This window comes from Amycolatopsis sp. La24, assembly GCF_029087445.1.
GTDB classification, from domain to species: Bacteria; Actinomycetota; Actinomycetes; order Mycobacteriales; family Pseudonocardiaceae; genus Amycolatopsis; species Amycolatopsis nivea.
This window is the reverse complement of sequence record NZ_JARACH010000021.1, coordinates 57,440-71,429: the sequence shown is the minus strand read 5'-3', so window position 1 is coordinate 71,429 and position 13,990 is coordinate 57,440. Positions and strand designations below refer to the sequence as shown.

The window sequence follows — 13,990 nt, the reverse complement described above, 5'->3', positions numbered from 1 at the left end:
TCCATGCTCACTCGGTACGGTGAACACCACCACCGCATTGAGGAGGGGCTGTGAAGGGCATCGTGCTCGCCGGGGGCAGCGGAACCCGTCTGCATCCGATCACGCAGGCCGTGTCGAAGCAGCTGCTGCCGGTCTACGACAAACCGATGATCTACTACCCGATCTCAGTGCTCATGCTGGCCGGGATCCGGGAGATCCTGATCATCTCGACCCCGGCCGACCTGCCGAACTTCCGCCGCCTGCTCGGCGACGGCAGCCAGTTCGGACTCTCCTTCTCCTTCGCGGAACAGCCGAGCCCGAACGGTCTCGCCGAGGCGTTCGTGATCGGCGCGGACTTCGTCGGCGACGATTCCGTCGCGCTGGTGCTCGGCGACAACATCTTCTACGGCCAAGGCTTCTCCACGACCCTGCGCACCGCCGCGACCGACCTGGACGGCTGCGTCCTGTTCGGCTACCAGGTGAAGGACCCCGAGCGCTACGGCGTCGGCGAGGTCGACGAGAACGGCACCCTGCTGTCCATTGAGGAAAAGCCCGAGAAGCCGCGGTCGAACAACGCGATCACCGGGCTGTACTTCTACGACAACGAGGTCGTCGACATCTCCCGCAACCTGAAGCCCTCCGCGCGCGGCGAGCTGGAGATCACCGACGTCAACCTCTCCTACCTGCGCCGCGACCGCGCCAAACTGATCGAGCTGAGCCGCGGTTTCGCCTGGCTCGACACCGGCACGCACGATTCGCTGCTGGAAGCCGGCCAGTTCGTGCAGGTGCTGGAACACCGGACCGGGGTGCGGATCGCGTGCCTGGAAGAGGTCGCGTTGAAGATGGGCTTCATCAGCGCGGACGAATGCCACGCGCTGGGCACCAAACTGGCGAAGTCCGGATATGGCGAGTACGTGATGAACGTGGCCTTGCTCGCGGGGGCGCAGGGCTGACCCGGAAGGGGATTTGTGAGTTACGACCTGGGGGTATGGGCTGGGGATGCCGAGGATCCGCAAGCCCGCTACGCCAGTCTTTGCGACAGCTCTGGCTCGGCTGCTCCGGAGCTGGACGGGTTCTACCGCGACCTGACCGCGAAATACCCGGAACTGCACGAGGCCGAGGATCCCGAAGAATCCCCGTGGAACGCGGCGATCGAGCGCTCCGGCGACGGCGCGGTACTGGCGATCCACCACTCGCGCGCGGTTGCGGTGACGCGTGTTGTCCTTGACCTGGCACGAAAACACGGCTTGACCGTGTTCAATCCGCAGACCGGCGAGGTGCACCGGCCGAGCGTGCTGGACCTGACCATGTGCGACGGTTCCCGCGTGGAAAACCCTGACGCAGCAGGGATTAAGGCGACGCTGGGCCGGTTGTCGGCGAAGAATTGGTACGCAGTCTTGGAACGCGGCGACCATTATGTCCAAATAGGACAGGGAAAGTTCGCGGCGGCTCCGCGGGGGAAGTTCGCGCTGGAGCGCCGGGACGGGTCGCCGGAGCGGCATTACCGCACGGAGGTCGGGAGCCTGGCGGAGGTGGTGACGGCGTTCACCGGATTTGCCGCGCAGGACTCGTCTTGGGTGGAAGGCTTCGAATGGGAGAAGGTCGACTTCTCCTGACGTGCCGTGAAGGGCTCCTTGGGGGAATCAGATTCCTTCAAGGAGCCCTTCACGGACCTACGGTCAAGCCGCCTGCCGAACCTCCGAAGACGCTGGCGTCAAAGCCAACTCCAGCACCTCCCGCACGTTCGCCACCGCGTGTACCTCCAGTTGCGACAGCACCTCCGCCGGCACGTCATCCAGATCCGGCTCGTTCCGCTGCGGGATGATCACCGTCTTCATCCCCGCCCGGTGCGCGGCCAGCAGTTTCTGCTTGACCCCGCCGATCGGCAGCACCCGTCCGGTCAGCGAAACCTCTCCGGTCATCGCCACATCGGCCCGGACCACTCGGCCGGACAGCAGTGAAGCCAGCGCGGTCGTCATCGTGATGCCCGCCGAAGGTCCGTCCTTCGGCACCGCGCCTGCCGGGACGTGTACGTGGATTCCCCGCTCTCGCAGGTCTCCCACCGGCAGTTCCAGCTCCGCACCGTGCGAGCGCAGGTACGACAGCGCGATCTGCACCGACTCCTTCATCACGTCACCCAGCTGCCCGGTCAGCTGCAGGCCCGACGCCCCGCTCTCCGGATCGGCCAGCGACGCCTCGATGTACAGCACGTCTCCGCCCGCGCCAGTGACGGCCAAACCCGTTGCCACGCCTGGCAAAGACGTCCGCTGGGTCGCCGTCGGCAGCGACGATTCCGGTACGTGCCGCGGGCGGCCGAGGTAGGTCTCCAGGTCCGCCGCCGCAATCGACAGTGGCAGCGAGACCGAACCCAAAGCCACCTTCGTCGCGATCTTCCGCAGCACCTTCGCGATCGTCCGGTTCGCGTCGCGCACTCCGGCCTCGCGGGTGTACTCCGCGGCGATCCGGCTGAACGCGTCGTCAGTCAGCACCACGTCACCGGACGCCAGACCGGCTCGCTCGAGTTCGCGGGGGAGCAGGTGATCCCGCGCGATGGTGACCTTTTCGTGCTCGGTGTAACCGTCCAGCGTCACCAGTTCCATCCGGTCCAGCAGCGGGCCGGGGATGGTTTCCAGCGCGTTGGCCGTCGCCAGGAAGACCACATCGGACAGATCCAGCTCCACCTCGAGGTAGTGGTCGCGGAACGTGTGGTTCTGTTCCGGGTCCAGCACTTCGAGCAGCGCGGCCGTCGGGTCGCCGCGGTAATCGGCGCCGACCTTGTCGATCTCGTCGAGCAGCACGACCGGGTTCATCGAGCCGGCTTCCTTGATGGCCCGCACGATCCGGCCGGGCAAAGCGCCGACGTACGTGCGCCGGTGGCCGCGGATCTCCGCCTCGTCCCGGATGCCGCCCAAAGCGACGCGCACGAACTTGCGTCCCATCGCCTTCGCGACCGATTCGCCCAGCGACGTCTTGCCGACCCCGGGAGGACCGGCGAGCGCCAGCACCGCGCCGGAACGCCGTCCGCCGACCGGGCCGAGGCCCGATTCCGCGCGGCGCTTGCGCACGGCCAAGTACTCGATGATCCGTTCCTTGACGTCGTCCAGGCCCGCGTGGTCCGCATCGAGCACGGCGCGCGCGGCGGCGATGTCGTAGACGTCTTCCGTCCGCTCGTTCCACGGCAGCTCCAGCACCGTGTCGAGCCAGGTCCGGATCCAGCCGCCCTCGGGCGACTGCTCGGACGTCCGCTCCAGCTTGTCGACCTCGGCCAGCGCGGCCTTGCGCACCTCGTCCGGCAGGTCGGCGGCTTCCACCCGGGCGCGGTAGTCGTCGTCGGCCGCGGTGCCGTCGAGTTCGCCCAGTTCCTTGCGGATCGCTTCGAGCTGGCGGCGCAGCAGGAATTCCTTCTGCTGCTTCTCCATCCCGTCCGCGACGTCCTTGCGGATGGTCTCGGTGACCTCCAGCTCGGCCAGGTACTCCCGGCTCCACTCGAGGGCCTTCTCCAGCCGGACGCTGACGTCGAGCGCGCTCAGCAGCTCCAGCTTCTGGTCGGTGGACAGGTACGGCGCGTTGCCTGCCAGGTCGGCGATCGCGGACGGATCCTCGACCTGCTGGACGGCGTCGATCATCTGCCAGCCGCCGCGTTGCTGCAGCACCGAGATGACCACGGCCTTGTACTCCGCGGCGAGCTGCGCGGTGCGGTCGTCGGAGGTTTCGTCCGCGGCGTCGGCGTGCACCCAGCGGGCCGCGCCGGGGCCGTCGGCGATCCGGCCGACGGAAACGCGCGAGGTGCCGCGGAGCAGCACGGCGGTCTTGCCGCCGGGAACGCGGCCGATCCGTTCGACGGTCGCGACGGTGCCCAGTTCGGCGTACTCGCCGTGCACGCGCGGGACGATCAGGACTTCGGCCTTGCTCGCCGCGCCCGAGCGGATCCCGGGGAACGACGCGGTCGCGGGGGTCTTGGCTTGAGCGGACTCCACTGCGGCCCGGGTCTCTGCGTCGCCGAGGTCGAGCGGGACCACCATGCCCGGCAGCACGACGTCGTCATCGAGCGGGAGGACGGGCAGGAGGCGGGGGTCGGACATGTGCACTCCTCGAATAAGTTGAGTCTGCAGTGCTCAACTCTCCGAAGGGCGGGTTTGTTTCCCAGGGAGTGTTCGCTGGGAGAGAAGTCAGGGCTTGACCGCGACGGCGCCCCAGGCGAACGGCCGGACCTCCGCGGCGAACTCCGACACCGGCTCGTCCGGCCGCCAGTCCGGCAGCGCGCTCATCCCCGGCTCCAGCAGCGGCCAGCCGCCGAAGAACGGCAGGATCTCCTCGTCCGAGCGCAGGTACGCCGGGTTCGACGTGTCCCGGTACGCGTCGACGAACGCGCGGACCTCGGCGGCCCGTTCCGGCGGCGCGTCGTCCCGGCAGGTGCCGTGCGTGACGGCCAGCCACGACCCGGGCGCGAGCTGGTTGCGGTAGGCGGCGACCAGCTCTTCCGGCCGGTCGCCGGGGCCGAGGAAGTGCAGCACGGTGATCATCAGCAGGCACACCGGCTGTGACCAGTCGATCAGCTCCTCGGTGATCTCGTCGGCGAAGATCGCTTCCGGATCGCGGATGTCGCGTTCGACGATCCCGGCCCAGTCGGTCGCGTCCTCGCCTTCGAGGATCACCCGCGAATGCGCCGCCGCGACCGGTTCGTAGTCGACGTACACGACCCTCGCCGGCAGCCGATCGCGGACGATCTCGTGCACGTTGCCCGCCGTCGGCACGCCCGAGCCGAGGTCCACGAACTGCCGGATCCCCGCGTCGAGCGCGGCGCGCACGACCCGGTTCATGAACGCCCGGTTCTCCCGCGACATCGGCCGGATCAGCGGCCACACCTTCTCGACGCGGCGGCCGAATTCCCGGTCCACCGCCCAGTTCTGGGTGCCGCCGAGGTACCAGTCGTAGATCCGGGCGGCGGACGGTTTGTCGACGTCCACGCCCCGCGGTGCGTCCGGCGCGGTCATGGCTTGCGCGCCACCGCGCACCAGGCGAACGGACGGGCCTCCGCCTCGACCGCGTTCAGCTCGCGCTCCGGCCGCCAGTCCGGCAGATGCGTGATCCCCGGCTCCAGCAGCGGCCAGCCGCCGAAGAACGGCTCGATCTCTTCGCGGTCGCGCAGCCACATCGGGTTGCTCGTCTTGCGGTACTGCTCCACGAACCAGCGCAGCCCTTCCAGCGCGGGACCGCTGCCGTCGCCCTCGCTCATCTGCGAGATCGCCAGCCAGCTGCCGGACACGAGCTTGTCCCGGTAGGCGCGCACGACGGCGTCCGGATCGTCGTCCGGGCCGACGAAGTGCAGCACCGCCATCAGCATCACGCACACCGGCTTGTCGAAGTCGATCAGCTCGCGGGTGCGCGGGTGGTTCAGCACCGCCCGGGGATCGCGCATATCCGCCTGCACGATGCCGGCCCAGTCGGTGGCCGCCTCGTCCTCGAGGATCAGCGTCGCGTGCGCCACGGCCACCGGCTCGTAGTCGACGTAGACCACGGTGGCCTCGTCGTCGTCGCCCAGCGCGGCCTCGACCACCTCGTGCACGTTGCCCGCGGTCGGCACGCCGGAGCCGAGGTCGAGGAACTGCCGGATGCCCGCGTCCAGCGCGGCGCGCACCACGCGGTTCATGAACTCGCGGTTCTGCTTCGCGCCGGGCCGGGCGAGCGACCACATCTTCTCGACCTTGCGGCCGAATTCCCGGTCCACCGCCCAGTTCTGCTTGCCGCCCAGGTACCAGTCGTAGACCCGCGCGGCCGAAGGTTTCTCGACATCGACGCCTTCCGGCGCTTTCGGTGCAGCGTCGGGCTTTTCGGTCACTGGGACTCCCCTCGAACAGGCCGTACCGCGCCAGACTAGCGAGAACGCACGGCGGGCCGGCGTTGCCAGCCGGTCCACAGCGGCCGGTAGCCCTGCGCGTACCAGAACGGCGTCGACCGCGGGTTCGCCACGGCGTGGTGCAGCAGCACGACATCCGCGCCCGCCTCGTCGAAGACCTGGTGCGCGTGCGCGGCCAGCGCGGTGCCGACGCCGGACGACCGAGCGGCCTCGGAAACCGCCAGCGACGACAGGTAACCCACGCGGGAAGCGGCCACCCGGTGCCGGATCCAGCCGGTCTCGTCGGGCATCTGCAGCACGACCATGCCGAGCGGCTGGCCGTACAGCTCCGCGATCCAGACCTGCGGCTCAGGCCGTTCGAGGTGGTGCAGCAGTTCCTTGGCGATCAGCTCCTCGACGCCGGGGCGCAGCGTGATCCGGCCGAACTGCGCGTCGTACCGCTGCAGTTCGAGCTGCAGCGCGACGGCGGTGGAGAGGTCGTCCGGCGTCGCGTGCCGGATGCAGACGCCCGGCGTCGCGTCGGGTCCGGCGGCCATTCGCTGCGCCGGGCGCACCGCGAGCACGCCGACCGGGGCGAAGCCGTGCCGGAGGAGTTCGGTGGCCCCGGCGGTGTCGCGGCTGGGCCGGGAGAGCACTGCGGCGCACTCCGTATCCCCCACTCGGGCGAGGGACCGCAGGTGTTCATCCCATCGAGTGAGCAACGCGTCGAGTCCGGCGGCCGGATCGGGACCGGCGAGCTGGACCTCCAGCCGGTGCTCGACGAGCGCCCGCCACATCGACCGCGGACTGTCCGGGCCGAGCCCGGTGCAGGTGGTCAGACCGGCCGCGGTGGTGTCGCCGACCTCGGCGGAAAGCAGGACGGAATCCCCTCCGACCTCGAAGGGGAGTGGCGCGGGAAGCAGCGCGTCCACCGTGGCGATGCGCGCCGCATGCCCGGTGGCTGTCACGTCGTTGTGCATGCCGCCATTGTCCGCCGACCGGGCCGGAAAAGACCCCCAGAACACTCCCCGGCCCGGGGGTTCCGGGGCGAACCGGGAGTTTCACTCCTTGGTCCACGCAGGTCAGAGAAGAACGCCCATTGTTAACCCTGGGGTGATCTCCTACTGTCTCGAAAGGGACGCCGGTACGCCCTACGGGGTAAGGTGGCGCCCTCGCCCACACCTGACGTCACGGACGAGCGCGACCGGGCAGCCGGGAAGGAAGGTCGGATGCCGGACAGCAACGCCCATCCCGGTACCGCGCCGGAGGCGATGGGCTCGGGAGGTGCTGGCTCCGCACCGGCCGAAGGCCGCACGGACGAGAGCCGCTTCCGCGTTTACACCTTCTTCGTGCTGGGTCTCGGCCTGCTCGCGGCCTTCGCCGTCGGCGCCTGGCTGCCGTTCCACGGCTCGGCGAAGCTCTGGTGGATCGGCCCGGTGCTCGCGGTCGCGTTCCTGCTCGCCGAACAGCTCGGCATCAACGTCGACGTCCGCAGCGGCATCTCGTGGACCATCTCGTTCACCGAGATTCCGCTGGTAATCGGTTTCTTCGTCGCCCCGTTCGAAGTGGTGCTCGCCGCGCATCTCGTGGCGGGCATCGGCACGCTGCTGGCCCGCAAGGTCGCCGGCCGCGTCCTCTACAACGCGGGCGCGTTCCTGCTCGAAATCACCGGCGCGTTCGCCGTCGCCGGGCTCGTGCACCTGGCCATGGGCGGCGGGCCGACCATGCCGTGGGTCGCCGCGCTCGCCGGAACGCTCACCGCGCCGCTGGTCAGCACGCTGCTCGCGCTGGCCGCCGTGCGCGTGCTGCGCCGCCGGATGCGCGTGAGCACCGCGATCCGGCTGACCGGCCGCATCCTCGTGGTCGGCTTCGTCAACGCCTCGGTCGGCCTCACCGGCTACCTCGTCATCGCGAGCACCCCGCAGGCCTGGCCGCTGGTGCTGGCGGTGTTCCTCGGCCTGACCGCGCTGTACTGGGCTTACTCCGATCTGCTTCGCGAACAGCGGGACATGGAAGCGCTGTCCGACGTCAGCCTGATGGTCGCGCGGTCCGGACAGCAGGCCGCCGCCCGTCCGGCGAGCCGTGGCGAGGAACTGGTGGGCGGCGTCGACGTGCGCGAATGGGCCACGATCGCCGAGCGGATCAAGGACCAGCTCGCCGCCGGACGCGTCGTGCTCCGGCTGCGGCTCGAGCCCGAAGACCCGATGCGCGTCGTGGTCGCGGGCAACGAACTCCCGGCTTCGGACCCGGCCAGCGACGACCCGCTGCTGCGCCTGCCCGGCGCGCACGTGCGGCACTTCCGGATCACCGAGGCCAACCCGGACGTCCGCGCGGCGCTGCTGGAACGCAGTGCGCAGGAAGCGCTCGTGGTGCCGCTGCGCAGCGCGAACCGGCTGCTCGGCGTCGTCGAAGCGCACGACCGGCTCTCGCGCTGGCGCGGTTTCGGCAAGTACGACGTCCAGTTGCTCGGCACGATGGCCAGCCACCTCGCGACGTCGCTCGACAACCGGCGGCTGCTCGCCACGCTCCGCCACGACGCCTACCACGACCCGCTCACCGGGCACCTGAACCGGCCGGGATTCCAGCAGGTCTCGCGGGATCCGCTGCGCGAATCGGCGGAGGTCGTGGTGCTGCGGATCGACCTCGACGTCTTCTCCACGGTCAGCGACGCGCTTGGCTACTCGTGGGCGGACCGGATGGTCGTCGCCGCGGGCACCCGCATCCGCGGCGCACTCGGCCCGGACGTCCCGCTCGCCCGGCTCGAAGGCGCGTCCTTCGCCGCGCTGCTCGTGGACTGCACGATCGAAGACGCACACCGCGCCGCGGAACGGCTTCGCGTGCAGCTGTCCGAGCCGTACCCGGTGGACCGGCTTTCGGTCGAGGCCAACGCGATGATCGGCTACGCCAGCTCGGTGGACGACGCCGGCGAGGTCGATGTCGACGGCTTGCTGCAGCGCGCCGACGTCGCCGTCCGCGCCACTCGCGGCGGCGAGGAAGTACGCGGCTACGTGCCGAGCATGGGACAGATCTTCCTGCGCCGGTTCCAGATGGTCACGCAGTTCCGGCAGTCGCTCGAAGACGGCCACGTCTCCGTGCATTACCAGCCGAAGGTGACGCTGCCGAACCGGCAGGTGCAGGGCGTCGAGGCGCTCGTGCGCTGGGTGCACCCGGAGTTCGGCAGGCTTGGCCCGGACGAGTTCGTGCCCGCGATCGAGGCGGCTGGCCTGATCGGGGTGCTGACGTCGTTCGTGCTGGAGCAATCGCTGCAGCGCGTGCGCAAGTGGCTCGACGAGGGCCTGCGGATCTCCGCGGCGGTGAACCTGTCGGTGCGGAACCTGTCCGACGACGACTTCCCGGCGAAGGTCCAGCGCGAACTGGAACGCTTCGACGTGCCGCCGGAGCTGCTGACGTTCGAACTGACCGAGTCCGGCGTGATGTCCGACCCGCAGAAGGCGCTGCCGATCCTGCGCGAGCTGCATTCGCTGGGCATCGTGCTGGCGGTGGACGACTTCGGCACCGGCTACTCGTCGCTCGCGTACCTGCGCCAGCTGCCGGTGGACCAGGTCAAGATCGACAAGAGCTTCGTGCTCGGCATGGGCACGGATCTCGGCGACCTCGCGGTGGTGCGGTCGATTGTCGAACTCGGGCACTCGCTGGGGCTGACGGTCGTGGCGGAAGGCGTCGAGGAGGACGTGGCGCGCGATCAGCTCGAGGCGATGGGATGTGACGTCGCCCAGGGTTATCTGATCTCGCGGCCGCTGCCGGAGGACCGCCTCGAGGCGTGGCTGCAGGCCCGCACGGCACGCTCGCCGGGACGGCACTCGGAGACCGTGCTGACCCTGCTGACCTGAGGTTTTGCGGTTAACCGACCCCGGTTGCACGTGCGGGTGAAGGGGGTTGCTAATCTTTCCAAGTCCTCGCGAGAGGCAGGCCCCTTTAGCTCAGTCGGCAGAGCGTCTCCATGGTAAGGAGAAGGTCTACGGTTCGATTCCGTAAAGGGGCTCGCGAGTAGGCGAGCTATGTCTGCGGAAAACGCAGACGTGGCTCGCTTCGCGGCGTCCATCTGGGGGTCGAACCCCCAGACCCCCGCCAGGGGGCTTGCCCCCTGGACCCCCGGGCCGGGTCACCTTGACTTGGCAGCTCGGGTGGGGTGGGTGTCACGTAGGGCGGTGTAGCTCAGTTGGCAGAGCAAGCGGCTCATAATCGCTGTGTCGCCGGTTCAAGTCCGGCCACCGCTACGCGGTAACGACGGGGCTGGCCCCCGGATCTGAGAGAGAAGGAAACGCTGTGGCTGCCACCGACGTGCGACCCAAGATCACGCTGGCGTGCGAGGAGTGCAAGCACCGCAACTACATCACCAAGAAGAACCGGCGCAACAACCCGGATCGCCTGGAGATGAAGAAGTTCTGCCCGAACTGCGGTACGCACCGGACTCACAAAGAGACCCGCTGACGCAGGCGGTCTTTTACCAGCTTCGCAAAAGCCGTCCCGGCACTCGCCGGGGCGGCTTTTCGCTGTTACCGGCGGGTTTAGGCACCCGCGCGGGACGGCCGCCGGGTTCGGTTAGCCTTCTTCGCGTGCCTTTGGACCAGTCGTTCACCGGGCGGGAGTACCCGTCGGACAGCAAGTACTTCGTGAGCCGGGAGAAGATCCGCGAGTTCGCCGACGCGATCGACGACCCGAACCCGGTGTACCGGGACCCGGAGGCGGCCCGCGCGGCCGGCCACCCGGACGTGCTCGCGCCGCCCACCTTCCTCACCATCCTGAACCTGCCGAAGATCAACGGCATCGTGACCGACCCCGCGCTCGGACTCGACTACTCCCGGATGGTCCACGGCGACCAGGGCTTCCGCTACGAACGCCCGGTCCACGCGGGCGACGAGCTCGAAATCTCGGCCACGATCGAGTCGATCATGGCGCGGGCGGGCAACGACTTCATCAACCTCCGCGCGGAAATCACCGACGCGGACGGCAAACTCGTGTGCACGACGCGGGCGCAGCTCGTGGTTCGGGGGGCGGAAGCGTGAACGTCGGCGACGAACTGCCTCCGCTGGAGGTCCGCATCACCCGCGCGCAGCTGGTCCGCTACGCCGGGGCCTCGCTCGATTTCAACCCGATCCACTGGAACGAGAACTTCGCGACCAAGGTCGGCCTCCCGGACGTGATCGCGCACGGCATGCTCACGATGGCCCTGTCCGGCCGCATCGTCACTGACTGGCTCGGCGACCCGGCCCGCCTCGTGGACTTCAGCACGCGCTTCACCCGCCCGGTCGTGGTGCCGGACAACGACGAGGGCGCACTGGTCGAGGTGACCGGCAAGGTCGGCGCCCTGACCGACGAGGGACTGGCCCGGATCGACCTGACGGTGAAGTTCGAGGGCAAGACCGTGCTGGGCAAACCGCAGGCTCTCGTCCGCCCCTGAGCAACCCGCCTTTGCCCAGCGCTTCCTCCGTGGCCGGTCCTGCCGCCACGGGTCCCGGCGCGCTGCTGCTGTCCGTGAAGGGCTCCTTGAGGGAATCAGATTCCCTCAAGGAGCCCTTCACGGACTTTCGGGGTAGGCGAAGCCACGCGGCCAGCCTCGCCAGCCGGTGCTCCGCCGCGGCCCGGCGAGCGCTACCGGGAACCCGCCGCAAACCGCAGCTCTCGCCCGCCCCTTACGAGCCCGCAGCTCAGCCTGATCGCCCCAATGTGGCGTTGGGTGCATCTGACGCACCGAATGCCACATTGGGTGCGCGGCACGCACCGAATGCCACATTGGGTGCGTGGGACGCACCCAACGCCACATTGGGTCGGTCTCAGTGCACCCCGAGCACCGACTCCACCACGTCAGCCATCCCCGCCTCGCCCCGTGCGTTCGGGTGCAGGGCCGCGGCCGAGGACGTCGGGATCACCCCTTCGACCCACTTGACGTCCGAGTTCGCGCACACGTCGTGCCCCTTGCTCGGCGCGGCGGTGTCGGCGAACCCGGCGTCGTGGGACTTGGCCTGGTCGGACAGGGCGTCGTTGAGCTTGCCGAGCGCGTCCCGCAGATACGCCACGTCGCCGGAACCCAGCGGCAGCACCGGCCAGCAGCCGTCGCCGTCGGGGAGGACCGTCGGGTAGCCCACGACCACCACTCGCGCCTTCGGGGCCTTCTTGTGGATCTGGTCGAGCGCGGTGCCGACCTTCTTCGCGGTCGCGCTGATTCGGTCGGCCAGTTCGTCCTTGCCACCCGCGGTGAGCCGGTCTTTGCACGGCGAGGCGCTCTGGTGGGAGGTCACACAGGTCTGGGCCAGTGAGATGAATCCCACATCGTTGCCGCCGATGCCCAGGGTGACGAGCGTCGTGTCCGCGGTGACCGAGTCGAACTGCGGCGGGTTCGAGCCGTTGCGGGTCGACTGGGTGTCGGTCAGGTCCTCGGTCGTCGCGCCGCTGCAGCTGACGTCCACGAACTTCGCCGGCTTCAGTTTCGCCGACACCAGGTGCGGATAGTTGTTGTCCGACCGAGCACACCCGGCCGGCGAGCCCGCCTGCTTCCCGGTGCGCGGCGCGGACGTGTACGAGTCGCCGAGCGCGACGTAGCGGCCGCTGCCGCCGCCGGTGTCCGCGCCCGACGGCGGTGCGGTCGACGAGTCGTGCTTCGACTTGTAGTAGCCGACGGCCAGCAGCGCCCCCGCGACCACGAGGACGAGCAACCCGCATCCACCGCTTTTGTTTGCCCCCACCCGACCGTTTTACCGGTCCCGCTCCTCGCCGACGACCCGCTTACGGGTGATCACGCAAAGACAGCGGCATGCAGTTCGCCCGCCAGTTCCAGCGCGTGCGGGACGGTTTCGGCCACATAGTGCAGATCGACCAGCGCCTCGGTGATGCCGTCCGCTTCGGCGGCCTTCAGCTGAGCCGCGACGTCCTCGACGGACGCCGTCTTCGAGCCCGGCGTCGGGTTGATCCGCAGCACCCGGCGCAGCGACTCCGGGTCCCGGCCTGCCTTCTCCGCGGATTCGACGACCACGTCCCACTTCTGCCGCAGCATCGGGATCGGGAGCCCGGCGGGCAGCCAGCCGTCGGCGATCCGGCCGACGCGGCGCAGTGCCGCGTCCGACGCCCCGCCCAGCAGCACCGGCGGACCGGGCTGCTGCAGCGGACGCAGGCCGATCAGCGAGTCCGGGATGTCCCAGCGTTCGCTCTGGTGCCCGGCCGGATCCGCGGTCCAGAGCGTCCGCAGCACCTGGACCAGTTCGGCCAGCCGCGCGCCGCGGTGCTCCCACGGCACGCCGGCGGCGATGTACTCGTCGCGCAGCCAGCTGAGCCCGAGGCCGACGTCGAGCCTGCCGCCGGACAGCAGGTCGAGCGAAGTCAGCGAACGCGCCAGCAGCACCGGGGAGTAGAGCGGGCCGTTGAGGGTGCTCGACCCCAGCCGCGCGGTCTCGGTCGAATTCGCCGCGATGGTGAGCGCCAGCAGCGGATCGACGAAGCGCACGAACTCCGGCGGGTACGGCTGTTCGGGTGTACCGGACGGGTAATAGGTCTTCGGAGCGACCGGGGTCAGGACCCGGTCGCCGACCCACAGCGAAGCGAAGCCCATCCGCTCGGCTTCGGTGGCGAAGCCGGCGATGGCGGAGGGATCGGCGAGCTTGCCGTACTGCGGCAAAGCGAGGCCAAGCCGGAATGAGGTCACCGCTGCTCCTTGATCAGAGTTTCGCTTGCGGGTCAACGAAGATCATCTTCCAGTGTGCCGGTCTTGGCTTCCTGGCGGGGAATTTCGCGGGCGTGGAAGCGATTTCGGTTGCCGTGCCAGCGATCCGGAGCGGTCGCGAAGCCGGACGGGACAGCGCTCGTCAGCGGCTTTACGATTAATCGGATAGCAGACACAGGCTCATATTCGCACGATCAGGTGATCTTCGCCGAGGATTCCGGGGTGCTGTCCGAAGGGTCCGGAACGGCCGTCTCCGGGGTGCCGCGAGACCGTCGCGGCGCGGTCGAGGGGGCTGGGTTGCGAGGCTTCATATGGCTTGCCGTAGACTTCGGAACTCGGAACGCACTACGGTCATCCCCGCCGGATGGTGGGGACGATGGAATGCGTCCTCCGGAGCCAGGGTGACCGGGCTCCACAGGGGTGTAGCTCAATTGGCAGAGCAGCGGTCTCCAAAACCGCAGGTTGCAGGTTCAAGTCCTGTCACCCCTGCGTACGGGAAC

The 13,990-nt window shown here is 69.2% G+C and carries 12 protein-coding genes and 3 tRNA genes; 9 read left to right on the top strand and 6 right to left on the bottom strand.

Going from position 1 to position 13,990, the window contains the following annotated elements; genetic code table 11:
• The first annotated feature begins 50 nt into the window (after window positions 1-50).
• Window positions 51-932: a glucose-1-phosphate thymidylyltransferase RfbA gene (gene rfbA, locus PUT80_RS21055; protein WP_037816316.1), complete on the top strand. Its 882-nt coding sequence runs from the start codon at window positions 51-53 to the stop codon at window positions 930-932.
• Between the two features lie 15 nt (window positions 933-947).
• Window positions 948-1,595 carry a hypothetical protein gene (locus tag PUT80_RS21050; RefSeq protein WP_275293185.1) on the top strand — a complete coding sequence of 216 codons (648 nt, stop codon included), beginning with the start codon at window positions 948-950 and terminating at the stop codon, window positions 1,593-1,595.
• A gap of 63 nt (window positions 1,596-1,658) precedes the next feature.
• Here PUT80_RS21050 and lon read toward each other — a convergent pair whose 3' ends face one another.
• The 4 genes from lon to PUT80_RS21030 form a co-directional block, all read right to left on the bottom strand.
• Entirely contained in the window at window positions 1,659-4,061 is a 2,403-nt protein-coding gene (gene lon / locus PUT80_RS21045; RefSeq protein WP_275293184.1) for an endopeptidase La, read from the bottom strand.
• 87 nt (window positions 4,062-4,148) lie between these two features.
• Window positions 4,149-4,973 carry an SAM-dependent methyltransferase gene (locus PUT80_RS21040; protein WP_275293183.1) on the bottom strand — a complete coding sequence of 275 codons (825 nt, stop codon included), beginning with the start codon at window positions 4,971-4,973 and terminating at the stop codon, window positions 4,149-4,151.
• The gene (locus PUT80_RS21035) at window positions 4,970-5,818 is read right to left on the bottom strand and encodes an SAM-dependent methyltransferase (protein ID WP_037816312.1); all 849 of its coding nucleotides are present in this window, start codon (window positions 5,816-5,818) and stop codon (window positions 4,970-4,972) included. Before PUT80_RS21035 ends, PUT80_RS21040 begins: the two co-directional genes overlap by 4 nt.
• Before the next feature lie 35 nt (window positions 5,819-5,853).
• Window positions 5,854-6,795 carry a GNAT family N-acetyltransferase gene (locus PUT80_RS21030; RefSeq protein WP_037816311.1) on the bottom strand — a complete coding sequence of 314 codons (942 nt, stop codon included), beginning with the start codon at window positions 6,793-6,795 and terminating at the stop codon, window positions 5,854-5,856.
• Between the two features lie 249 nt (window positions 6,796-7,044).
• On the opposite strand from PUT80_RS21030, the gene PUT80_RS21025 reads away from it, so the two are divergent.
• The 6 genes from PUT80_RS21025 (at window position 7,045) to PUT80_RS21000 (ending at window position 11,237) form a co-directional block, all read left to right on the top strand.
• Window positions 7,045-9,666, top strand: coding sequence for an EAL domain-containing protein (locus PUT80_RS21025; protein WP_275293182.1), 2,622 nt, complete (start codon window positions 7,045-7,047; stop codon window positions 9,664-9,666).
• Between the two features lie 79 nt (window positions 9,667-9,745).
• A tRNA-Thr gene (locus tag PUT80_RS21020) sits at window positions 9,746-9,818 on the top strand.
• 162 nt (window positions 9,819-9,980) lie between these two features.
• Window positions 9,981-10,053, top strand: a tRNA-Met gene (locus PUT80_RS21015).
• A gap of 49 nt (window positions 10,054-10,102) precedes the next feature.
• The gene (gene rpmG / locus PUT80_RS21010; RefSeq protein ID WP_005152047.1) at window positions 10,103-10,267 is read left to right on the top strand and encodes a 50S ribosomal protein L33; all 165 of its coding nucleotides are present in this window, start codon (window positions 10,103-10,105) and stop codon (window positions 10,265-10,267) included.
• Between the two features lie 125 nt (window positions 10,268-10,392).
• On the top strand, window positions 10,393-10,842 hold the full coding sequence (locus PUT80_RS21005; RefSeq protein ID WP_037816309.1) for a MaoC family dehydratase N-terminal domain-containing protein: 450 nt from the start codon (window positions 10,393-10,395) through the stop codon (window positions 10,840-10,842).
• Entirely contained in the window at window positions 10,839-11,237 is a 399-nt protein-coding gene (locus PUT80_RS21000) for a MaoC family dehydratase (protein ID WP_043827683.1), read from the top strand. Before PUT80_RS21005 ends, PUT80_RS21000 begins: the two co-directional genes overlap by 4 nt.
• A 373-nt stretch (window positions 11,238-11,610) precedes the next feature.
• Here PUT80_RS21000 and PUT80_RS20995 read toward each other — a convergent pair whose 3' ends face one another.
• Entirely contained in the window at window positions 11,611-12,519 is a 909-nt protein-coding gene (locus tag PUT80_RS20995) for an SGNH/GDSL hydrolase family protein (RefSeq protein WP_275293181.1), read from the bottom strand.
• A gap of 50 nt (window positions 12,520-12,569) precedes the next feature.
• Window positions 12,570-13,472 carry a TIGR03619 family F420-dependent LLM class oxidoreductase gene (locus PUT80_RS20990; RefSeq protein WP_275293180.1) on the bottom strand — a complete coding sequence of 301 codons (903 nt, stop codon included), beginning with the start codon at window positions 13,470-13,472 and terminating at the stop codon, window positions 12,570-12,572.
• 434 nt (window positions 13,473-13,906) lie between these two features.
• Between PUT80_RS20990 and PUT80_RS20985 the strand changes: the two genes are divergently transcribed.
• A tRNA-Trp gene (locus PUT80_RS20985) sits at window positions 13,907-13,979 on the top strand.
• Window positions 13,980-13,990 lie beyond the last annotated feature (11 nt).

Bases quoted from the DNA above. Each gene is read 5' to 3' on its own strand.
- lon (WP_275293184.1), bottom strand. From the start codon at position 4,061: ATGTCCGACCCCCGCCTCCTGCCCGTCCTCCCGCTCGATGACGACGTC.
- PUT80_RS21040 (WP_275293183.1), bottom strand. From the start codon at position 4,973: ATGACCGCGCCGGACGCACCGCGGGGCGTGGACGTCGACAAACCGTCC.
- PUT80_RS21030 (WP_037816311.1), bottom strand. From the start codon at position 6,795: ATGCACAACGACGTGACAGCCACCGGGCATGCGGCGCGCATCGCCACG.
- PUT80_RS21025 (WP_275293182.1), top strand. From the start codon at position 7,045: ATGCCGGACAGCAACGCCCATCCCGGTACCGCGCCGGAGGCGATGGGC.